25 protein-coding genes are annotated in these 20,715 nt (G+C 68.6%); 12 read left to right on the top strand and 13 right to left on the bottom strand.

What is annotated here, in order from left to right; translation table 11 throughout:
• Position 1 precedes the first annotated feature (1 nt).
• The 3 genes from NTM_RS27795 to ybaK all read right to left on the bottom strand — a co-directional run bounded on the left by NTM_RS27795 (position 2) and on the right by ybaK (position 2,276).
• On the bottom strand, positions 2-778 hold the full coding sequence (locus NTM_RS27795) for a class I SAM-dependent methyltransferase (protein ID WP_163769227.1): 777 nt from the start codon (positions 776-778) through the stop codon (positions 2-4).
• Positions 779-928: 150 nt separating this feature from the next.
• Complete coding sequence (locus tag NTM_RS27790; protein WP_104863254.1) at positions 929-1,774, bottom strand: SDR family oxidoreductase; 846 nt, start codon at positions 1,772-1,774, stop codon at positions 929-931.
• 10 nt (positions 1,775-1,784) lie between these two features.
• Entirely contained in the window at positions 1,785-2,276 is a 492-nt protein-coding gene (ybaK, locus tag NTM_RS27785) for a Cys-tRNA(Pro) deacylase (protein ID WP_104863170.1), read from the bottom strand.
• Positions 2,277-2,528: 252 nt separating this feature from the next.
• Here ybaK and NTM_RS27780 point away from each other — a divergent pair, with 252 nt between their 5' ends.
• On the top strand, positions 2,529-3,185 hold the full coding sequence (locus tag NTM_RS27780; RefSeq protein WP_197746371.1) for a sigma-70 family RNA polymerase sigma factor: 657 nt from the start codon (positions 2,529-2,531) through the stop codon (positions 3,183-3,185).
• Positions 3,182-3,490, top strand: a complete 309-nt coding sequence (rsrA, locus tag NTM_RS27775; RefSeq protein WP_104863172.1) for a mycothiol system anti-sigma-R factor — start codon at positions 3,182-3,184, stop codon at positions 3,488-3,490. Before NTM_RS27780 ends, rsrA begins: the two co-directional genes overlap by 4 nt.
• 89 nt (positions 3,491-3,579) lie before the next feature.
• Here the strand turns inward: rsrA and NTM_RS29145 are convergent, their stop codons facing one another.
• Entirely contained in the window at positions 3,580-3,672 is a 93-nt protein-coding gene (locus NTM_RS29145) for a 50S ribosomal protein bL37 (protein ID WP_104863173.1), read from the bottom strand.
• A gap of 172 nt (positions 3,673-3,844) precedes the next feature.
• Between NTM_RS29145 and NTM_RS27770 the strand changes: the two genes are divergently transcribed.
• Entirely contained in the window at positions 3,845-4,060 is a 216-nt protein-coding gene (locus NTM_RS27770) for a biotin/lipoyl-binding carrier protein (RefSeq protein ID WP_006245864.1), read from the top strand.
• Positions 4,061-4,095: 35 nt separating this feature from the next.
• The gene (locus tag NTM_RS27765) at positions 4,096-5,586 is read left to right on the top strand and encodes a two-component system sensor histidine kinase PdtaS (protein ID WP_104863174.1); all 1,491 of its coding nucleotides are present in this window, start codon (positions 4,096-4,098) and stop codon (positions 5,584-5,586) included.
• 105 nt (positions 5,587-5,691) lie between these two features.
• Here NTM_RS27765 and whiB1 read toward each other — a convergent pair whose 3' ends face one another.
• Together whiB1 and NTM_RS27755 are read right to left on the bottom strand one after the other, a co-directional pair.
• On the bottom strand, positions 5,692-5,946 hold the full coding sequence (gene whiB1 / locus NTM_RS27760; RefSeq protein WP_003929142.1) for a transcriptional regulator WhiB1: 255 nt from the start codon (positions 5,944-5,946) through the stop codon (positions 5,692-5,694).
• A gap of 278 nt (positions 5,947-6,224) precedes the next feature.
• Positions 6,225-7,181 carry a diacylglycerol/lipid kinase family protein gene (locus NTM_RS27755; protein ID WP_104863175.1) on the bottom strand — a complete coding sequence of 319 codons (957 nt, stop codon included), beginning with the start codon at positions 7,179-7,181 and terminating at the stop codon, positions 6,225-6,227.
• A 68-nt stretch (positions 7,182-7,249) separates the two neighbouring features.
• Here NTM_RS27755 and aroQ point away from each other — a divergent pair, with 68 nt between their 5' ends.
• Both aroQ and NTM_RS27745 read left to right on the top strand, forming a co-directional pair.
• Positions 7,250-7,693, top strand: a complete 444-nt coding sequence (gene aroQ, locus NTM_RS27750; protein WP_104863176.1) for a type II 3-dehydroquinate dehydratase — start codon at positions 7,250-7,252, stop codon at positions 7,691-7,693.
• Positions 7,690-8,142, top strand: coding sequence for a DUF7144 family membrane protein (locus NTM_RS27745; protein WP_163769225.1), 453 nt, complete (start codon positions 7,690-7,692; stop codon positions 8,140-8,142). Before aroQ ends, NTM_RS27745 begins: the two co-directional genes overlap by 4 nt.
• Here the strand turns inward: NTM_RS27745 and NTM_RS27740 are convergent.
• The 3 genes from NTM_RS27740 to NTM_RS27730 are packed head-to-tail and all read right to left on the bottom strand — an operon-like array spanning position 8,076 to position 10,278.
• Positions 8,076-8,576: a GNAT family N-acetyltransferase gene (locus tag NTM_RS27740; RefSeq protein WP_163769224.1), complete on the bottom strand. Its 501-nt coding sequence runs from the start codon at positions 8,574-8,576 to the stop codon at positions 8,076-8,078. The two genes, NTM_RS27745 and NTM_RS27740, sit on opposite strands and share 67 nt — an antisense overlap.
• Positions 8,573-9,670 (bottom strand): isochorismate synthase, encoded by a 1,098-nt coding sequence (locus NTM_RS27735; protein WP_163769223.1) that lies wholly within the window; start codon positions 9,668-9,670, stop codon positions 8,573-8,575. The genes NTM_RS27740 and NTM_RS27735 overlap by 4 nt, the downstream gene beginning before the upstream one ends.
• On the bottom strand, positions 9,667-10,278 hold the full coding sequence (locus tag NTM_RS27730; protein WP_104863180.1) for an acid phosphatase: 612 nt from the start codon (positions 10,276-10,278) through the stop codon (positions 9,667-9,669). The genes NTM_RS27735 and NTM_RS27730 overlap by 4 nt, the downstream gene beginning before the upstream one ends.
• A 93-nt stretch (positions 10,279-10,371) precedes the next feature.
• On the opposite strand from NTM_RS27730, the gene NTM_RS27725 reads away from it, so the two are divergent.
• The gene (locus NTM_RS27725) at positions 10,372-11,175 is read left to right on the top strand and encodes a ParA family protein (protein ID WP_179964017.1); all 804 of its coding nucleotides are present in this window, start codon (positions 10,372-10,374) and stop codon (positions 11,173-11,175) included.
• Positions 11,176-11,341: 166 nt separating this feature from the next.
• Here NTM_RS27725 and NTM_RS27720 read toward each other — a convergent pair whose 3' ends face one another.
• Both NTM_RS27720 and NTM_RS27715 read right to left on the bottom strand, forming a co-directional pair.
• Entirely contained in the window at positions 11,342-12,556 is a 1,215-nt protein-coding gene (locus tag NTM_RS27720) for an Rv3212 family protein (RefSeq protein WP_163769222.1), read from the bottom strand.
• A gap of 9 nt (positions 12,557-12,565) precedes the next feature.
• Positions 12,566-14,077 carry a DEAD/DEAH box helicase gene (locus NTM_RS27715; RefSeq protein ID WP_163769221.1) on the bottom strand — a complete coding sequence of 504 codons (1,512 nt, stop codon included), beginning with the start codon at positions 14,075-14,077 and terminating at the stop codon, positions 12,566-12,568.
• 249 nt (positions 14,078-14,326) lie between these two features.
• Between NTM_RS27715 and NTM_RS27710 the strand changes: the two genes are divergently transcribed.
• Entirely contained in the window at positions 14,327-15,052 is a 726-nt protein-coding gene (locus tag NTM_RS27710; RefSeq protein WP_163769220.1) for a ferritin-like fold-containing protein, read from the top strand.
• A 4-nt stretch (positions 15,053-15,056) separates the two neighbouring features.
• Here NTM_RS27710 and NTM_RS27705 read toward each other — a convergent pair whose 3' ends face one another.
• The gene (locus NTM_RS27705; RefSeq protein ID WP_163769219.1) at positions 15,057-15,875 is read right to left on the bottom strand and encodes a hypothetical protein; all 819 of its coding nucleotides are present in this window, start codon (positions 15,873-15,875) and stop codon (positions 15,057-15,059) included.
• A gap of 258 nt (positions 15,876-16,133) precedes the next feature.
• Here NTM_RS27705 and NTM_RS27700 point away from each other — a divergent pair, with 258 nt between their 5' ends.
• On the top strand, positions 16,134-16,379 hold the full coding sequence (locus NTM_RS27700; protein ID WP_083143071.1) for a DUF3107 domain-containing protein: 246 nt from the start codon (positions 16,134-16,136) through the stop codon (positions 16,377-16,379).
• Positions 16,380-16,455: 76 nt separating this feature from the next.
• On the opposite strand, the gene fasR is transcribed toward NTM_RS27700, so the two are convergent.
• Positions 16,456-17,130, bottom strand: coding sequence for an HTH-type transcriptional activator FasR (gene fasR / locus NTM_RS27695; RefSeq protein WP_104863186.1), 675 nt, complete (start codon positions 17,128-17,130; stop codon positions 16,456-16,458).
• A gap of 223 nt (positions 17,131-17,353) precedes the next feature.
• Here fasR and NTM_RS27690 point away from each other — a divergent pair, with 223 nt between their 5' ends.
• The 3 genes from NTM_RS27690 (at position 17,354) to NTM_RS27680 (ending at position 20,648) form a co-directional block, all read left to right on the top strand.
• Positions 17,354-18,379, top strand: a complete 1,026-nt coding sequence (locus NTM_RS27690) for a DUF3152 domain-containing protein (protein ID WP_104863187.1) — start codon at positions 17,354-17,356, stop codon at positions 18,377-18,379.
• A gap of 199 nt (positions 18,380-18,578) precedes the next feature.
• Positions 18,579-19,757, top strand: coding sequence for an adenylyltransferase/sulfurtransferase MoeZ (gene moeZ / locus NTM_RS27685; RefSeq protein ID WP_163769218.1), 1,179 nt, complete (start codon positions 18,579-18,581; stop codon positions 19,755-19,757).
• Between the two features lie 36 nt (positions 19,758-19,793).
• Positions 19,794-20,648: a TIGR02569 family protein gene (locus NTM_RS27680; protein ID WP_104863255.1), complete on the top strand. Its 855-nt coding sequence runs from the start codon at positions 19,794-19,796 to the stop codon at positions 20,646-20,648.
• Positions 20,649-20,715: the final 67 nt, after the last annotated feature.

The following is a 20,715-nucleotide window of genomic DNA, read 5'->3' as shown; positions in this document are numbered from 1 at the left end:
GTCAGCCCCGCAGCACCGCGGTGATGACCGCGTAGGGCGACGTGAACGCGACGGCCCCGGACGCGTCCAGGTGCGGTCGCATCGCCTGCTCGAATTCGGCTGCGAGACGGTCGCGTTGCCGCGGTTCGGCGCGGCGGAAGGTCTCGACGTGCATCGGTGACTCGGCGGTCAGGAAACGCATCGCCGCGGCCATCGACTCGAACTCCCAGCGGTGCAGCCCCCGCGCGATGTCGACGTCGTCGAAGGCGCTCAACCGTTCGGTGACGATGTCGGCCTGGCCCCACTGATCGGGGGAGAACGCCGACGCCGCGGGCGGGCCGAGTACGGCGATCACCGGATCGAACAGGGGATTGTGGGTGTCGCGCACCCACGACGAGAAGGCGAGCACGCCACCGGGTTTGAGAAGGCGGATCAGCTCGGCGACCTGCTTCTCGGGGTCGACGAACACGATGCCCATGTTCGACACCGCCACGTCGAAGGACGCGGCGGGCAGGCCGGTGTCGGAGGCGTCGGCGGTGTGCCACCGCACCGAGGAGGCGCCGTCGCGTCCCGCTGCGATCTCGAGGAGCTCGGGTGTCAGGTCGACGCCGGTCACCTGCGCGCCCCTGGCCGCGGCCGTCAGCGCCGCGCTGCCGGTCCCGCAGGCCAGGTCGACCACCGCGGCGTCGCGCAGCGGACGCCGTGAGCCGGCGGCATCGACGACCTGCTCGGCGATCGGGGCGATGCGCTCACCGACCGCGTCATAGCGGCCGGAGGACCAGAATGTCGGGTTAGCCACGGGTTCAGCGTGCCACGATCGCGACGTGAACGGTGCGCTCCACCCGAGCGACGCCCCACCCGCCTGAGCCCCCGCGAAATATCATTCCGGGTCGTGGGTTGCGCCGAATGCGCAACCCGGAATGATATTTCGCGGCGGACTGGCGGCGAGTTAGGGCCCGGTGTAGCCAGGCGGGTTGGCCGAGTCGACCCAGAAGTCCACGCCGAGATCGGAACCCGGGACGCAGTCGTACACCGAGAGGTCGGTGACGCCGGCCTCCAGCAGCACGTCCTCACACAACAGCGTGTTGCCGGTGAAGCTCGACGGCTTGGTCAGGACGGCGTATGCCGCATCGGAATACACCTCGGGCTTGCGCGAGCGCGCCATCGACTCGTCGCCGCCGAGGAGGTTCTGCACCGCGGCGGTGGCGACCATGGTGCGCGGCCACAGCGTGTTGGAAGCAACGCCCGCCTCCCGCAGTTCTTCAGCAATGCCCAACGCGCACAACGTCATCCCGAACTTCGCCATCATGTACGGCGTGGGGCGAAGCCACTTGGATTCCAGCAGGATGGGCGGCGACAGCGTCAGGATGTGCGGATTCTCGCGGCCCTTCATGTGCGGGATACAGGCCTGCGACACCGCGTACGTGCCGCGCACCTGGATGCCGTTCATCAGGTCGAAGCGCTTGAGCGGCACCTCTTCGATCGACCCGAGATTGATCGCCGACGCGTTGTTCACGCAGATGTCGATACCGCCGAACTGCTCGACTGCTTCCGCGACGGCCGCGGCCACCGACTCGCCGTCACGCACGTCCCCGACGATCGGCAACGCCTGGCCACCGACCTCCTCGATCTCCTTGGCCGCGGTGTAGACGGTGCCCGGCAGCTTCGGGTGCGGCTCGGCCGTCTTGGCCACCAGCGCGACGTTGGCGCCGTCGGCCGCGACCCGTTTGGCGATGGCCAGTCCGATTCCTCGGCTGGCGCCCGAGATGAACATGGTCTTTCCGGCAAGAGACATGCGCCCCACCCTAGGACGCGCAGATGTCGGCGGTGACGCCATTGGTCAGTCGCACCAGGTCCCGCGGATCCAGCGCGATGTCCAATCCGCGCTTGCCCGCGCTGCACAACACCCGGTCCCAGCCCAGCGCCGACTCGTCGACGACGGTCGGCAGGGCCTTGCGCTGTCCGAGCGGTGAGATGCCGCCGACGACGTAGCCCGACGAACGCTGCGCGTCGGCCGGGTCGGCCATCGTGGCCTTGGGCGCGCCGAGCGCCGCGGCCGCGGCCTTCAGCGACAGCTTCGACGGGACGGGCAGCACCGCGACGCCGAGCCCCTTCGGTAGCGCGACGACCAGCGTCTTGAAGATCTGTTCGGGCGCCAGCCCGCCGGCGCGGGCGAGTTCGTTGACCGCCTCCTCACCGAACGACTCGGTGCGCGGATCGTGCCGGTACTGCACCACCTCGTGCGGTACGCCCGCGGCCACCAGTGCCGCGATCGCCGGTGTCGCTGCTTTCGCCACCGCGCCAGCCTAGATTCCCCGCCTGCGCGCAGGCGACGCCGCAGGTGGGAACAACCTGCGACATCTGCGCTGTTGTTCTGCACAGCTGTGATGGACCAGCACGGTCGGTCACCTTCGGTAGTCGGTGTCAACCTCTAGGATCTGGAGAGGGGATTGATGGTGCCAGTGATGGCCACGAGCGCCCCATCACGTTCTGTGCTCGTATTGGACGTGATCGGCGGCGCCGCTACAGAAGGGACGGTGTTCCCCACGATGACCGACACCAACGGGTTGGCTGCAGAGGTCACCCCGGACACCGACGCGGTCCCGGCCCGCGACGAGACCGATGCGGAGCTGACCGCCCGGTTCGAACGCGATGCCATTCCGCTGCTCGACCAGCTCTACGGCGGTGCGTTGCGGATGACGCGCAATCCTGCCGACGCCGAGGACCTGCTGCAGGAGACGATGGTCAAGGCCTACTCGGGCTTCCGCTCGTTCCGCGAGGGGACCAACCTGAAGGCCTGGCTGTACCGCATCCTGACCAACACCTACATCAACAGCTACCGCAAGAAGCAGCGCCAGCCCGCCGAGTACCCCACCGAGGAGATCACCGATTGGCAGCTGGCCGCCAACGCCGAACATTCATCGACCGGTCTGCGGTCGGCGGAGGTCGAGGCGCTGGAGCTGCTGCCCGACAGTGAGATCAAGGAAGCTCTGCAGGCGCTGCCGGAAGAGTTCAGGATGGCGGTGTACTACGCCGACGTCGAGGGCTTCCCGTACAAGGAGATCGCCGAGATCATGGACACCCCGATCGGAACGGTGATGTCGCGGCTGCACCGCGGCAGGCGCCAACTTCGCGAGTTGTTGGCCGGTGTGGCCCGCGACCGTGGATTCATTCGCGGGCAGGAGCCGGAGGAGGTCACGTCATGAGCGGCATGGACAAGCCGGAGGACCGCTGGAGCCCGCCGGTCGGGCCCGTCGACCCGGAGCATCCCGAATGCGCCGCCGTGATCGCCGAGGTGTGGACGCTGCTCGACGGTGAGTGCACCGTGGAGACCCGCGACAAGCTCAAGCAGCACCTCGACGAATGCCCGGCCTGCCTGCGGTATTACGGCGTCGAGGAGAAGATCAAGAACCTCATCGCCAGCAAGTGCAGCGGAGAGCGTGCCCCCGAGGGGCTGCGCGAGCGGCTGCGCATCCAGATCAGCCAGACCACGATCATCCGCCAGGGCTAACCCCAGGGTCAGCCAAAGCCTGCCCTGGAACGCGAAACCGCCCGGCCACTCGTCTGAGTGCCGGGCGGTGGGCTGTTGTCAGCCGGAGGTCAGCGAACGGACTTCGAACCGCAGTTGGGTCGCTTGCCGTGGTTGGCCTTCGAGTGCTTACGGTCGCGCTTCTTACGGCCACGCTTGGCCATGGTGTACCTCCAAGAGTCGGTGAATTCGTCCCGCGGGCGGCGGGCGCCTGCCAGATATTGTCGCATGCTCCGCCGACTCCTTTGCCCGCGCGTGCTGTGGGCGGCGACATCGACGACGGCGGTGTGGTTCGATGGACGCGTCCGGCACCAGAGTTGAGTGAGTGGGGTGAAGATGGCCGAGGATGTTCGCGCGGAAATCGTGGCCAGTGTGCTTGAGGTCGTGGTTCACGAAGGCGATCAGATCGGTGAAGGCGACACCCTGGTGCTGCTCGAGTCGATGAAGATGGAGATCCCGGTCCTCGCCGAGGTCGCGGGCACCGTCAGCAAGGTCAGTGTGTCGGTCGGTGACGTGATCCAGGCCGGCGACCTGATCGCGGTCATCAGCTAGCCGCCTCGTCGGTTTCGCCAGGCATCTCGTAGGCCATGTCCACCCTCGGTGACCTCCTCGCCGAGCACACCGTGCTGCCCGGCAACGCCGTCGACCACCTGCACGCGGTGGTCGGCGAGTGGCAGCTGCTCGCAGACCTGTCCTTCGCCGACTACCTGATGTGGGTGAAACGCGACGACGACAGGTTCGTCTGCGTCGCCCAGGTGCGTCCCAACACCGCGCCGACGGTGCTGCTCACCGACGCCGTCGGTACCCTCGCCGGCGCCCGGGGCATCCCGATCGTCGCCGAGGCGTTCCGGTCCGGCACGATCGGCCGGGCCACCGTTGCGGGCGAGTCGGGTGACCCCGGACTCAACGTCGAGGCCGTGCCGGTGCGGTACCGCAACGAGGTCGTCGCGGTGCTGACCCATCAGACCTCGCTCGCGCCGCGCCAGGTCAGCCCGCTGGAGGCCGCCTACGTCGACTGCGCGGGCGATCTGCTGCACATGCTCTCCGAGGGCACCTGGCCCAACGTCGGCGACCTCGCGATGTCGCGGTCGAGTCCGCGCGCCGGTGACGGGTTCATCCGCCTGGACGAGGCGGGCGTGGTGACCTTCGCCAGCCCGAACGCGATCTCGGCGTACCACCGGATGGGGCTCACCGCCGAGCTTGAGGGCCACAATCTGGTCAGCGTCACGCGTCCGTTGATCGCGGACACCTTCGAGGCCCAGGAACTGGCCAACCACATCCGTGATTCGCTCGCAGGCGGGTCGAGCATGCGGATGGAGGTCGATGCCGGGGGAGCGACGGTTCTGCTGCGTACGTTGCCGCTGGAGGTGCATGGGGTGCCCGTGGGCGCGGTCGTCCTGATTCGGGACGTCACCGAGGTGAAGCGCCGCGACCGCGCCCTGCTGTCGAAGGACGCGACGATCCGCGAGATCCACCACCGGGTGAAGAACAACCTGCAGACCGTCGCCGCGCTGCTGCGCCTACAGGCCCGCCGGACCACCAACCCCGAGGGCCGAGAGGCGCTGATGGAGTCGGTGCGGCGGGTGTCGTCCATCGCGCTGGTGCACGACGCGCTGTCGATGTCGGTGGACGAGGAGGTCAACCTCGACGAGGTGATCGACCGCATCCTGCCGATCATGAACGACGTTGCGGCCGTTGACTCTCCGATCCGGATCAACCGCATCGGGGAGCTCGGGGTGCTCGACGCCGATCGTGCCACCGCGCTGATCATGGTGATCACCGAGCTGGTCCAGAACGCGATCGAGCACGCGTTCGACACCACCACCCGCCAGGGTTGCGTGACCATCCGCTCCCAGCGGTCGGCGCGCTGGCTCGATGTGGTGGTGCACGACGACGGGCGCGGACTGCCCGCCGGATTCAGTCTGGAGAAGTCCGACCGGCTCGGTCTGCAGATCGTGCGGACCCTGGTGTCGGCCGAACTCGACGGGTCGCTGGGGATGCATGCCAGCGACGACGGGGGCACCGACGTAGTTCTGCGAGTGCCCATCGGCAGACGCGTTCGGGTGCCGCAATACTGACGGTTTATGCCATTTTTGTTAAGCGGCGGAAATCAATTGAATTCATTGCACAAAAGAAGGGCCCCGACATTAGTCGGGGCCCTTGTTTTGTATGCCGAAGGAGGCTCAGACTCCGGTGCGGGCCTTCGTCCTGGCGTTGCGACGCTTGAGCGCGCGACGCTCGTCCTCGCTCATGCCGCCCCACACGCCGGCGTCCTGTCCGGACTCCAAAGCCCAGCTCAGGCACTCCGCGGTGACCGGGCAGCGGTTGCAGACCAGCTTCGCGTCCGCGATCTGGGCAAGCGCCGGGCCGCTGTTTCCGACCGGGAAGAACAGCTCCGGATCTTCGTCGCGACAGACCGCCTTGTGGCGCCAATCCATATTGATCAAACTCCTCGTCAATGTCATGTGTGCGCGCAGAGAGACGCACGAGTTTCACTTCGGCTGTTAACGCAAGCGCACCAAATGTTTCCGCGCTGTTGCATCGATGCTTTCACAGGCTGAACAGATGTCAATAGAAGTTCGTTAACTCGTGGGCTATCTCACTACCGGGGTCCGTTTTCCGAACCCGCGATCTCCTGTACTAGGCTCTACCCATCTGCGCCCTAAAACATGCTCGGTATTTTTCCGGCTGAGGGCGTTTTCCCAGCTCAGGGCCATTAACGGCCCATCTTCGGCGGGGGCGCGACCACCTGCAGCGCACCGGCCACCGCAGTGAAGCGCATCATTTCGCGCTCCCCGATGTAATCTCCGTCAATCTGGCAGGCGACCGGGGTGGCGCTGCTCACTTCCAGCCACGGCAGGTCGTCGTCGCGGATCAGATGCTTGGCTTCCAGCCGGGGTTTGCGCGAGTTCATCTGCCGCGCCAACCGCAGATTCGCCCAGATGTTCATGCTGGTCGTCGCGAACACCCCCAGCCCCGTCTCGAACGTGGTGTCCGGGTTGGTCCACACCGGCCGGGTGTTGGCGTAGGTCCACGGGCTGGCGTTCGACACGAACGCGAAATGCACCCCGGAGACGGGCTCGCGGTCGGGCAGCCGCAGCGTCAGGTTCGGTTCCTTGCGGGCGGCCGCCAGCACCTCGCGCACCGCGACGCGGATGTAGCGCGACGCGGTGACCTTGCGGCCCTTGGCCCGCTGCGCCTCGACCGCGGCCACCACGTCGCCGTCGACGCCCATTCCCGCGGTGAAGACGCCCCAGCGCTCACCGCAGTCCATCAGGCCGATGCGCCGCCACTGCCGGCCGCGCCGGAAGTCGCCCAGCAGGTCGACGAGCTGGTTGGTGGCCTCGATCGGGTCCGGGCTGATACCCAGCGCACGGGCGAACACATTCGCCGAGCCGCCGGGCACCACACCCACGGCGGGACCCGGTTGACCTGCGCCGCACTGTCCGACGACGCCGTTGACGACCTCGTTGACCGTGCCGTCGCCGCCGTGCACGATCACCACGTCGACACCGTCGCGGGCCGCGTCGCGGGCGATCTCGATCGCATGACCGCGGTGGTCGGTGTGGGTCACTGTCAGCCGGACGCGGCTCTCCAGCGCATGGGCCAGCAGGTCTCTGCCCGCCGGCGTCGTCGAGGTGGCATTCGGGTTCACGATCAGCACGGCGCGCACGGGGCCCGAGCCTAACCGTCCGGCGCGCATCGAGGCCGCACGGCGACCGGCGCCGGTACCGTACAACGGTGACCGAACGCCGATTACTACTCGTCAACGGGCCGAACCTGAACCTGCTGGGCACCCGGCAGCCCGAGGTCTACGGTTCGACGACGCTCGCCGAGATCGAGGCGAGGGTGGCGCAGGTGGCCAAGGAGGCCGGCCTGGCCGTCCGTGCCGTCCAGAGCAACCACGAGGGTGAACTGATCGACGCGATCCACGCCGCACGCAGCGACTGCGCCGCCATCGTGATCAACCCGGCCGCCTACAGCCACACCTCGATCGCGATCGCCGACGCGCTGCGTTCGGTCGGGTTGCCCGTCGCCGAGGTACACCTGAGCAACATCCACGCCCGCGAGGAGTTCCGCCACCACTCGTATGTGTCGGCCGTCGCGGAGATGGTGGTCGCCGGCGCCGGGCCGCTGGGCTACGAGATGGCGGTGCAGTACCTCGCCGACAGGCTGGGGCAGTGACGCCTCGCGCCTCCGGCATGTTGACACCCCGTCCGGTGCGCCTGGCCGGTGCGATCGCCGCTCTCGAAGGTCTGCTGGCGATCGTGACCGCGGTGGTGCTCGTCGTGCGCGAGGCAGGTGGCCACCACGAGGTCGGGATCAGCGGATACGGCACCGCAGGCTGGTTCGCGATCATGGGGTCCGGGGTCGCCGCAGCCGGGTGGGCGCTGTGGACCGGGCGGCGCTGGGGCCGCGGGATCGCGGTGTTCGCGAACCTGGTGCTGCTTCCCGTGGCCTACTACGTCTTCAGCTCGGGGCGACCGGGCTACGCGGTCGTCGTCGCGGCCGCGGCGGTCACGGTGCTGGCCGCACTGTTCGGCCCCACGGGCCTGCACTGGCTCACTCAGGAGCCGGATTCCGAGTTCTCCCGGGATGCCAACGCCGACAGTTCCGGACCCGATACGCGGTAGGTGATCCATTCGCTCTGCGGTTTTCCACCCACGCCGTCGTAGAGCGCGATCGCGTTGACGTTCCAGTCGAGCACCGCCCAGCTCAGCCGCGAGTAGCCGTGCTCGACGCACTCACGGGCCAGCGTCGCGAGCAGCTTGCGGGCCAACCCGCGGCGGCGGAATCGCGCACGGACGAACAGGTCTTCCAGATAGATCCCGGCGGCCCCGTCCCATGTCGAGAAGTTGCGGAACCACAACGCCATCGCCGCGGCCTGACCGTCCACCTCGGCGATGTGGCCGTACAGCGTCGGGTCGGGCCCGAAAAGCGCGTCGGCGAGCTGCGTCTCGGTCACCGTGCACTGGTCGGAGGCGTGCTCGAACTCGGCGAGTTCACCGATCATCGCCACCAGTTCGACCTCGTCGCCGCGGCGGACCCTGCGGATGTTCTCGCTCATGTCTGGACTCCCAGCGCTGACAGGATGGTGCGGAATTTCGTTGTGGTCTCGTCGACTTCGTCGTCGGGGTCGGATTCGGCGACGATCCCGCCACCGGAGTGCGCGACCGCGGTGCGGCGGTCGGCCGACAGCTGCGCGCACCGGATCGACACCACCCAGCGGCCGTCACCGCGCCGGTCGCACCAGCCCACGGTGCCCGCGTAGAAGCCGCGGTCACCCTCGACGGCGGCGATCAACGCGGTGGCCTCCTCGGTGGGGGAGCCGCCGACCGCCGGTGTGGGATGCAGTGCGACAGCGAGATCCAAAGCCGTCGTTGATCTTTCGCGCAGGGTCCCGGTGATGGGTGTGTACAGGTGCCACACCGCGGCGGTTTTGGTCAGCTGCGGGCGTTCGGCGATCTGCAGATCGATGCACAGCGGTTCCAGCGCGGTGCGCAGTGCGTCGACGACGAGCTGATGTTCATGGTGGTTCTTGTCGGATTCGGCGAGCGCGGCCCCGCTCGCCGCGTCTGCCTCGGGATCGGCGCGCCGCGGTGCGGAACCGGCGAACGGCCGGCAGAACACCTGCTGCCCGTGGCGGGCCACCAGCAACTCCGGGCTGGCGCCCACCAGCGCGGTGCCCGAATAGCCTTCGCCCGCAGCCGAAAGGTCGACGAGGAACTTGGTTGCCTGCGCGTCCGCGGCGGCCAGCCGGGCGAGCACGGTCCTGGCGTCCAGGCGTCCGTGCGCGCTCAGCTGCAGCGCGCGGGCCAGCACCACCTTGTGCAGTCCGTCGGCGGGATCGCGAAGCCGCCGCAGTGCGACCTCGATGCGCCTGCGGTGCTCGTCGGCGTCCGGGCTGGTCGCGGTGATCTCCGCGGCGGCCAGATCGCGCGCGGGCCAGTCCGGCAGTGAGTCGGTGAACCGCACCGACTGCGGCCTGATCAACGCGGCAGGTTGGTCGAGGTCGAAAGGCAACGCGCCCACGATGATCGGAGAACTGTGCGAGGCGAGCGCGGCGCGGGCGTCGGCGATGTGGGGGAACGCGGTGTGGACGCCCTCGCCGATGACGACGCCGTCGGGCCCGGCGAACACGAATGCGGGTTCGCGGGTCATGTCGACACGGCCGGGTTGGGGACACCGGTCTGAGCCAGCGCGCTGAGCTGGCGGACCCCGTGCTCGAAGCCGCACACCGCCATCGACGCCGCCGGCATCGCGAACCGGACGCCCTCGTACACCGGCTGCTCGATCCACCGGGTGATCACCGCGCGGGAGAAATGCCCGTGTCCGACGAACACGACGTCGCGGGACTCCATGTGGCCGAGCGCGACCGCGATGGCACTGTCGGCGCGCGCACACACCTGCGCCGAGGTCTCACCGCCGGGACAGCCGTGCGTCCACACCAGCCAGTTGGGCACCATCTCGCGGATCTGCACGGTGGTGGTGCCCTCGAAGTCGCCGTAGTCCCATTCGCTGATCAACGGGTTCACCTCGTCGACGGCGAGCCCGGCGAGTTCGGCGGTGGTCCTCGCCCGTACCCGCGGACTGCTGATGACATACGGGTCGTGCAGGTCGAGTTGTTCGAGGGTGTGGGCCGCGGACTGGGCCTGGGCGCGGCCGTGTTCGGTGAGCTCGAGCTCGGTGCGGCTCGTGTGCTTGCCCGATTTCGACCATTCCGTCTCGCCGTGCCGAAGCAGGATCAGACGGTGCTGCAGAACGCCCACGGGAACCGATTCTGCCGTACCGGCGGTTTACCACCGGGGCCCAGAGGTGAACATGAACGCGAGAGCACGACAAATGTCAGAATAGGCGGCAGGATGGGAACAGTGACGCGGGTACTTGCGGTCGCCAATCAAAAGGGTGGGGTCGCCAAGACGACGACGGTTGCGTCGTTGGGTGCGGCGATGACCGAGCAGGGCAAGAAGGTGTTGCTCGTCGACCTCGATCCGCAAGGGTCGCTGACCTTCTCGCTCGGTCATGATCCCGACAAACTGCCGGTCTCGGTGCACGAGGTGCTGCTCGGCGACGTCGAACCGGATGTCGCGCTGGTGCAGACCCAGGAGGGCATGACGTTGCTGCCCGCCAACATCGACCTGGCCGGCGCCGAGGCGATGCTGTTGATGCGCGCCGGGCGCGAACACGCGCTCAAACGTGCGCTCGACAAGGTCAGCGCCGATTTCGACGTCGTGATCATCGACTGTCCGCCATCGCTGGGGGTGCTGACGCTCAACGGGTTGACCGCCGCCGACGAGGTGGTGGTTCCGCTGCAGTGCGAGACCCTCGCGCACCGCGGCGTCGGCCAGTTCCTGCGCACCGTGGCGGACGTGCAGGCCATCACCAACCCGAACCTCACGCTGCTGGGGGCGCTGCCGACGCTGTACGACTCGCGCACCACGCACAGCCGCGACGTGCTGTTCGACGTCGTCGACCGCTACAACCTTCCGGTGCTTTCGCCGCCGATCCCGCGCACCGTCCGTTTCGCCGAGGCCAGCGCATCTGGTGCCTCGGTGCTGACCGGGCGCAAGAACAAGGGGGCGGTGGCCTACCGCGAGTTCGCCGCCGCGCTGATGAAGCACTGGAAGACCGGCAAGCCGCTGCAGACGTACACACCGGACGTCTAGGCGTCGGGTCGGGTTCCTCAACGCGGCTCGTGCCTCGCCGCTTGATCGTCACCCTCCGGTTCTCTGGTCGGGTTCCTCAACGCGGCTCGTGCCTCGCCGCTTGATCGTCACCCTCCGGTTCTCTGGTCGGGTTCCTCAACGCGGCTCGTGCCTCGCCGCTTGATCGTCACCCTCCGGCGAGAGCCACCAGCTCGTCGCCCCTCTGCTCCAGCACCACCGTGCCGGCCACGGCCGGCACCACCGGGCCGTCGACGGACGGGCGCTGCACCGGGATGTGTCTTTCGCCCTTTCCCGTGTCGGGATCGAACACGTCATAGCCCGTGGTGACCGGCACCAGCAGCTTGCCCGCCATCACCGTGCCCGGGCCTATCGGGGCGTTCGGGCCCGATGCCGCGACCGTGTACTTGTAGCGAAGATCGTTGGCGGAGAACACCATCAGCGCGTCACCGGTCCACCAGGTGATCACCTCGCCGGCTCGCGACATCGTCGCGTCCTCGGATGGTGGCGCGTCGACGATCGTCGTGTCGACCGTCGCGCCGGTGTCGTCGATCAGGTCCAGGCGCGGCTTCGGCGTCGGAACATAGAGCGCGGTGTAGGTATCGGTGACCGCGACGACGCGGGCCCCGGTGCCGTCTTCGACGCCCTTCTGCTGGACGTACTTCGTCTCGGGGACGTCCTCCTCGTCGGACGGTCGCAGCAGCGTCAGGCGCAGATCCTGGCGCTCACAGGCCTCCAGCACCGCCACCGACCCCGAACTCGCGCCCGCGGAGACGAAGCGGCACAACGGCGTCGCCGGGACACCGGGTTTGATCGGGGCGTCGAGTGCGCCGTAGCTGAGCATGCGCACCATGTCCGAGCGCCACATCTCCAGCCGGGTGTCCCCGGCGGAGAGTACGGTGCTGCCGTCACCGGACAGGGTCACGTGACGGTCGGCGTAGCTGGTGCGCGCCGGACCGCGCTGGCCCGTCTTCGCGTCCACCGTGCTGACCTGCCCGCAGCCCCGGGAATCCGGATACACCGCGACCGCGTAGTTGTAGACCCAGGTGACCCCGCACAACTCGAGATCGCGGGCATAGGTCCACACCACGTCGCCGGTACCGGGGTCGCGGCCCGCCATCGTTCGGTCGTCCCCGGTGACGACGGCACCGGCGACCACCAGCGGCTGGATGGTCTTACCGCTGCGCGCCGACCACTGCTCGGTCAACGAATCGGGAACGGCGACAGCCGGTTTCAGTGCGGGTACCGGTTCCGCCGCGGGTCGGCTGATGGTGGCCCTGGCATCGCTGGTCCACCACACCACGGCGGCGACCACCACCACGACGACGGCGATCACTGCCGCAGCGACGAGGTCCGCCCGAGTGCGGCGTTCGGGTTTGACCAATGCAGTCGGTCAGTTGGTGCCTGCGGCGGTACCGGCAGCCGTCCCTGCGGTCGAGGCCTTGCTGGGACGACGGCGGCGACGCCGGCGAGCGGGGCGGGCCGCGCCGTCGCCGGCCTCGCCGTCCTGATCCGGTGCGGCGGACGCTTCCGGCTGCTCCGAGGTGCCCTCGGGGTGACCGCTGACGGGCTTGCCGCCGCGGGTGCGGCGACGGTTGCGGTTGCGCGCCGGCTTTTCGGCCCGCGGTTCGCGCGGCTCCCGCTTGGGCTTGTCGGCCTGCTTCGCCTTGCCGATGGAGCCGCCGGCATCGGCGGGGATGTTGAGTTCCTCGTACAGGTGCGGGGAATTCGAGTACGTCTCGGCGGGGTCGGGGGTGTCCAGACCCAGTGCCTTGTCGATCATCGTCCAGCGGGGGAGCTCGTCCCAGTCGACCAGGGTGACGGCGATGCCGGTCTTGCCCGCGCGGCCGGTGCGGCCGATGCGGTGCACGTAGGCCTGCTCGTCCTCGGGGATCTGGAAGTTGATGACGTGGGTGATGTCGTCGATGTCGATGCCGCGGGCGGCGACGTCGGTGGCGACCAGCACGTCGACCTCGCCGGTGCGGAACGACTTCAGCGCCTTCTCACGCGCGCCCTGCCCGAGGTCACCGTGCACGGCGCCGACCTTGAAGCCGCGTTCGGCCAGTTCGTCGGCGACCTTCTGCGCGGTGCGCTTGGTGCGGGTGAAGATCATCGTCGCGCCGCGGCCCTCGGCCTGCAGGATGCGGGCGACCATCTCGACCTTGTCGAGGGCGTGCGCACGGTAGGCGAACTGCTCGGTGCTGTCGTGGGTGGCCGACGAATGCGGCGCCTCGGCGCGGATGTGCGTCGGCTGGGTCATGAACGTGCGGGCCAGGGTGATGATCGGGTCCGGCATGGTGGCCGAGAACAGCATGGCCTGGCGCTTGGCCGGGATCTGCTTGAGGATGCGCTCGATGTCGGGCAGGAAGCCCAGGTCGAGCATCTCGTCGGCCTCGTCGAGGACCAGCACGCTGAGTCCGCCGAGCTGCAGGTGGCCCTGCTGGGCCAGGTCGAGCAGGCGGCCCGGGGTGCCGACGACGACGTCAACGCCCTTCTGCAACGCCTCGATCTGCGGCTCGTAGGGACGTCCGCCGTAGATCGCGGTAACCGTCAGCTTGCGGGATTCGTCGGCCTTGAGGTACTTGGAGGCGCCGACGAGGTCTTCGTAGACCTGGATGCACAGCTCACGGGTCGGGACGACGACGAGCGCGCGCGGGATGCCGGTCAGCGGCCGCTCCGGGTCGGAGGTGATGCGGTGCAGCAGCGGGACGCCGAAGGCGAAGGTCTTGCCCATGCCGGTGCGGGCCTGACCGATCAGGTCATCGCCGGCCAGCGCCAGCGGAAGCGTCAGCTCCTGGATCGCGAAGGCGTGTTCGATGCCGTTCTCGGCGAGGGCGCGGACGATCTCGTCGCGCACTCCGAGCTGGGCGAATGTGGGGTTCGGGTGCGTTGTCACTGGAGTCATGCTCGGTAGACGAAGCCTTTCACTGGTTCCTCATGCGTGTCCACGCGCGCACGAGTTGTGAAGAGAACTTCGCGGGCCCTGCGCTGAGGAGGCGGGCCACCGCGTGCACGCACATTACCTAGGTGTCTGCGGCGAATTTGCCGGCGTGACCTGGTTCGATCCGTCGGCACGAACGCCGACACCACGACCATGGTAGCCGGTCGACTGCTCAGAAGCCGCATCGCCGGTGCCGGAGTCTAAGGTTGGGGCATGAATTCGACGCCGTCTGCGGCCGCTGCCTCCGCCCCGACGGGTAGCCCGGGGGACGAGCCGGGCCATGCCGACGCGGCACCGATTTCACTCGACCACGCCGGCATCAACGAGCTGTTCGCGCTGCTCGCCTACGGTGAGGTGGCCGCGTTCTACCGGCTCACCGAAGAGGCCAGGATGGCGCCGAACCTCAGCGGCCGCATCAACATGGCCAGCATGGCCGCCGCCGAGATGCAGCACTACGAAGTGCTGCGCGACGCGCTGGAACGCCGTGGCGTCGACGTCGTCCCGGCGATGACCCGGTACGCACCCGCGCTGGAGAACTATCACCGGCTGACCACCCCGAGCACCTGGCTGGAAGCGCTCGTCAAGACCTACATCGGGGACGCGCTGGCCGCTGATTTCTACCTGCAGATCGCCGACGTGATGCCTCCCGAGGCCGCCGAGGTGGTGCGCTCGGTGCTGTCGGAGACCGGGCACTCGCAGTTCGTCGTCGCCGAGGTGCAGTCGGCGGTCACCGCGAGCGATCGGCAACGGCACCGGCTGGCGCTGTGGTCGCGGCGGCTGCTCGGCGAGGCGATCACCCAGGCTCAGTTCGTGATGGCCGACCACGACGAGCTCGTCGACCTGGTGATGGCCGGCGGCGGGCTGTCGCAGATGTCGGAATTCTTCGACACGCTGCAGAACACCCACAACCGCCGGATGGCCGAGCTCGGCCTGGCCTGAACCGCTACCGGGTGCAGTTGGTGATGATCGAGTTGCTGTTCTGCACGGCCAGCGCCGAGCCGTTGGCGTCGAGGATCGCGCAGTTGAGCTGACCGGACACGCTGGTCGCGGTCACCGAGCTCAGCGTCACTCCGGGATCCAGCACGATGGTCTTGGTCCACGGCAGCGCCACGTTCACGTCGGTCTGCAGGGCTCCCTGGGCGTCGGTGTAGATCACCGTGACCAGGTCGAGCAGCGCCCGGTTGCCGGTGATCCGGTAGGTCACGGTGCCCGCGGGCGGGGCCGGCGGCGGCGCGGCCTGCGGGGCGGGCAGCACGGGTGCGGGAGCTTCCGGAACCGGCGCCGGTGTCTCGGCGGACGGGGTCACGGTCGTGACGGTCTCGGCGGGCAGTGACGGGGCGGGCACCGCGACGCGCGGGGCGGGCGCCGCGGACGGCTCCGGCGCGCTGGAGGTCGGCAGCGGGGACGCCACCGTCGCCGACACCGAACCGCTGTCGCCGCCGCCGAGGATCATGCTCGCGGTGATCACCGCGACGAACAGGATCGCCCCGGCCACCCCGGCGATCCACATCCAGCGCCGGTCGATGCGGGCCTCGTCGAGGTAGTCGTCGTAGTTCTCGGCGTCCTCATAGTCGGCCGTGTAGTCGTCCCCGGGGTAGGGCGGGAGCGCGTCGGTGTCCAGATCGCCGTAGCGGTCCAGCTCGTCGACATCACTGCCATGGCCGCCGTATCGGCTGCCTCGCCGTCCACTGCCGCGGCTGCTGCGGAGGCGCTCCGTCGGCGTCAGCGAGTACGGGGATTGCGCGGTATAAGGCCTGTTCATGAAGCTTTCCAGTCATCCTTTATCCGGTTTCGCGCCCGATGCTACTGAGGCAGAAGTGACGGATGAGGCTGACGCGCGCCCTGGGCGGTCACGGTCGGGACTCGGTTCGATCGCCCCGCTGTTATGCCGGCTCCGGCCGATCGCGCGGACGACCGATGTTCGCCCTGGGCGAGGGCGGGGTGGCGGCTCCGCCGTGCCGGGCCGACGTCCACTAGCCTCCTTGGAGTAGACGAGCACTCGAACAGAAGGGGCCCCACCGTGGAGGTCAAGATCGGTGTCACCGACAGCCCGCGCGAACTGGTTTTCGCCAGCGCGCAGACGCCGGCTGAGGTGGAGAAGTTGGTCGCCGATGCACTCAGCGGTGAGCCGGCCGTGCTGAGTCTCACCGACGAGAAGGGCCGCAGGTACCTGGTGCAGTCGGCCCGCATCGCCTACGTCGAGATCGGTGCCGCCGACTCCCGCCGCGTCGGATTCGGCGTCGTCGGCTCGGAAGCCACCCGCTGAGTCCACCGAACGCGCATTCCGCGTGGAGCGTCGCAGGGGGCGCCGCGCGGAATGCCTTTCGGGGCTGGGTTCGGGGCTAGGACCGCGTCAGCGGGACGTGGGACAGCCCGCCCCAGATGAACTGCACGGTGCCCTCGACGGCGTCGTCCTTGTCGATCGGGCGGTCGTTGTTGAGCCAATAGCGCGCCGAGTCGACGCTGATGCTCACCAGCCCGACCGCGATCATGCGGGCCCGGTGGGGTTCGAGACCGGAGTCGTGGCTGATCAGGTCGAACACCGCGTCGGTGCACGACTCGGTGGCGACCTTCACCTGGGCCGCGACCTGCGGTTCGGTGACGTAGTCGTTCTCGAAGATCAGCCGGTAGCCCTGGCTGTCGTGGTCGATGAAGTCGAAGAACGCCTGCACCGCCGCGCGCACCCGCTGACGGTTGTCGGTGGTGGTGCGCAACGCCTGCCGGACGCCCGAGACAAGGTTGTCGACGTGCCGCTGTAGTACCGCCAGGTAGAGCTCCACCTTCGACGAGAAGTGTTGGTAGAGAACGGGCTTGCTCACCCCGGCGCGTTCGGCGATTTCGTCCATTCCGGCGGCGTGATAGCCGCGGTCGACGAACACCTCGCTGGCCGCGGCCAGTAGTTGACCCCGGCGCTCATCGCGCGGCAGACGGTTGCCACGCCGGGCAACGGTCGGGGCACCGGTGCCGTTTGCCGGCTGGCCCCCTCGCCGCGGCGCCGTCTTGGCGAGTTCGCTCATCAGAACCTCGACATCTACAGCCGGCGCGAACGGCGGCTTCTTTACGTTGCGACTGACACTACTACCGTCTGCGCAGCGTGCGCGTCAGGGCGCACACAGCAACGCCGCGAGCCGCGAAAGCGGCACTTGGGCATGTACTTCGGTGGCGCGCCGGATCAGCAACGGCGCTGACCTGTGTCATCCTGTTTCGGTGACCTACGACTCCCGCACGCCAGGGGGCGAAATGGGTCCAGAGCGTCACGGGGGCGGTCGCGTGCCGGTGCTGCGCGACGAGTGGCGCGAGCCACTGCGCGCCCAGCGCGATCCCCTGGCCGAACAGCCGGGCCGGGTCCGGTCCAACCGTGACGAGCACAAGCGCTGGCGCAAGCAGACCTGGATCGGCCGGTTCGTCTCCACCTACGGCTGGCGGGCCTATGCGCTGCCGTTTCTGGTGCTCCTGACCGCGGTCGTGATCTACCAGACCATCACCGGAACCAGTGCGCCGCAGGCGCTCGAAGAGGAAGGCCCGGTGCAGGGACCGCCGACGATCGGCGTGCCGAGCACCTCCATCGTCGGCGCCCCGCCGAAGGGGCTGACCCAATTCGACGCGAATCTGCCCACCGGAATCCTGCCGCAGGGTGGCCCGTTCACCGAGGCCGGCGCCCGCACCTGGCATATCGTGCCGGGCGCGCTGCCCCAGGTCGGCCAGGGCACCACGAAGGTCTTCACCTACACCGTCGAGGTCGAGGACGGAGTGGACACCACCAGCTTCGGTGGCGACGAGGGCTTCGCCCGCATGGTCAGCGAGACGCTGGCAAATCCGAAGAGCTGGACGCACAATCCGCAGTTCGCGTTCACCCGTGTCGACGGCGCCTCCGGGGTGGAGCCCGACTTCCGGGTCTCGCTGACCTCCCCGATGACGATCCGCGACGGCTGCGGCTACGACATCCAGCTCGAGGCGTCCTGCTACAACCCCGCCTTCGACGGCCAGCCGCGGGTGTTCATCAACGAGGCGCGCTGGGTGCGCGGCGCGGTGCCGTTCCAGGGCGACATCGGGTCCTACCGGCAGTACGTGATCAACCATGAGGTCGGTCACGCGATCGGTTACCAACGACACGAGCAGTGCGCCGAGAACGGGGCGCTGGCGCCGATCATGATGCAGCAGACGTTCTCGACCAACAACACCGACGCGGCCCGCTTCGACCCGGGCACGGTCACCCCGGACAACCTGACCTGCCGCTTCAACCCCTGGCCGTACCCGATCGCCTGATCAGCGGGCAGTACCACCGGCGGCTCGAGCCACCTCGCCTCGCACCGCGAGCGTGCGTGTCTGCGCGCCGCCGCGCCGCGATTCTCGTGCCGGCCCGCGCGCTGACCGGGCCCGAGCGTGCGGGAAGCGTCGGGCCCTCGTTGCTGTTGAATTCCGTACCTGCTGAGATGGGTCATACAGCCAACCAAGGAGATAGTCGGTGTCGACACCGTTGCCGCCGCTGGTAGAACCAGCGGCTGAACTCACCCGCGAAGAGGTCGCGCGCTACAGCCGCCACCTGATCATTCCCGATCTCGGTCTGGACGGGCAGAAACGCCTGAAGAACGCGCGCGTCCTCGTCATCGGCGCGGGCGGGCTCGGCTCGCCGACACTGCTCTACCTGGCCGCCGCGGGTGTCGGCACGATCGGCATCGTCGAGTTCGACGTCGTCGACGAATCCAATCTGCAGCGCCAGATCATCCACGGCCAGTCCGACATCGGCAGGTCCAAGGCGCAGAGCGCCAAGGAATCCGTCCTCGAGGTCAATCCGCTGGTCACCGTGAACCTGCACGAGTTCCGGCTCGAACCGGACAACGCCGTCGACCTGTTCAGCCAGTACGACCTGATCCTGGACGGCACGGACAACTTCGCGACGCGCTATCTCGTCAACGACGCGGCCGTGCTGGCGGGCAAGCCGTATGTGTGGGGCTCGATCTTCCGCTTCGAAGGTCAGGTGTCGATCTTCTGGGAGGACGCCCCGAACGGGCTGGGCCTGAACTACCGCGACCTCTACCCGGAGCCGCCGCCACCGGGGATGGTCCCGTCGTGCGCCGAGGGCGGCGTGCTCGGCATCCTGTGCGCGTCGATCGCGTCGGTCATGGGCACCGAGGCGATCAAGCTCATCACCGGTATCGGCGATCCGCTGCTGGGCCGGCTCATGGTCTACGACGCCCTCGACATGAGCTACCGGACCATCAAGATCCGCAAGGACCCGTCGACGCCGAAGATCACCGAGCTGATCGACTACGAGGCGTTCTGCGGTGTGGTCTCCGACGCCGCCGCCGAGGCCGCTGCCGAATCCACCATCACGCCGCGCGAGCTGCGCGAGCTGATGGACTCCGGTAAACCGTTGGCGCTGATCGATGTCCGGGAACCCGTCGAGTGGGACATCAACCACATCGAGGGCGCGGAGTTGATCCCGAAGGGTGCCTTCGAATCCGGTGCGGCGCTGTCGAAGCTGAAGACCGACCGCACCCCGGTGTTCTACTGCAAGACCGGCATCCGCTCGGCCGAGGTGCTGGCCATCGTCAAGAAGGCCGGATTCTCCGACGCGCTGCACGTGCAGGGCGGGATCGTGGCCTGGGGCAAACAACTCGAACCCGACATGGTGATGTACTAACGCGGGGTTCGCGGTCGCGGCGCTTAGGCTGTGGCGGTGACTGCAGAGCGCCCGCCACAGCATGTACTCGCAGCGTTCGGGCTGTCCGGCGTGCAACCCGCACCGTTGGGCTCGAACTGGGAGGGTGGCTGGCGCTGCGGTGAGGTGGTGCTGTCGATGGTCGCCGACCATGCCCGCGCCGCCTGGTCGGCGAAGGTCCGTGAGACGTTGTTCGTCGACGGGGTGCGGCTGGCCCGCCCGGTGCGCTCTACCGACGGCCGGTACGTCGTCGCCGGCTGGCGCGCCGACACCTACGTCGCGGGCACCCCGGAACCCCGCCACGACGAGGTCGTCTCGGCGGCGGTGCGCCTGCACGAGGCGATGGCCAAACTGGAGCGTCCGCGGTTTCTGACCCAACCGCCCATCGCGCCGTGGGGCGACGTCGACGTGTTCATCGCCGCCGACCGCGCGGCGTGGGAGGAACGGCCGCTGCACGCGCTGCCGCCGGGCGCCCGCGTCGGTCCCGGTGCGGCCGACGGCCAGAAGTCGATCGAGCTGATCAACCAGCTCGCCACCCTGCGTCGGCCGACCAAGAGCCCCAGCCAGCTCGTGCACGGGGATCTCTACGGCACAGTGCTTTTCGCGGGCACCGCGGCCCCGGGCATCACCGACATCACCCCGTACTGGCGTCCGCCGGCGTGGGCGGCAGGGGTGGTCGTGGTGGACTCGCTGTCCTGGGGTGAGGCCGACGACGCGCTGATCGAACGCTGGTCGGCGCTACCGGAGTGGCCGCAGATGCTGTTGCGGGCGTTGATCTTCCGGTTGGCGGTGCACGCGCTGCATCCGCGGTCGACGGCCGCGGCGTTCCCGGGTCTGGCGCGTACGGCGTCGCTGGTCCGGTTGGCGCTCTGACGCCCGGGTTTCGCCGAACTGAGGTTCCCGGCTGTGGTTTGGGCCAGATCCACGACCATGACGCCGG

Origin of the sequence: Mycolicibacterium parafortuitum (assembly GCF_010725485.1) — a bacterium.
GTDB lineage: Bacteria > Actinomycetota > Actinomycetes > Mycobacteriales > Mycobacteriaceae > Mycobacterium.
This window is presented reverse-complemented; position numbering and strand designations above follow the sequence as displayed.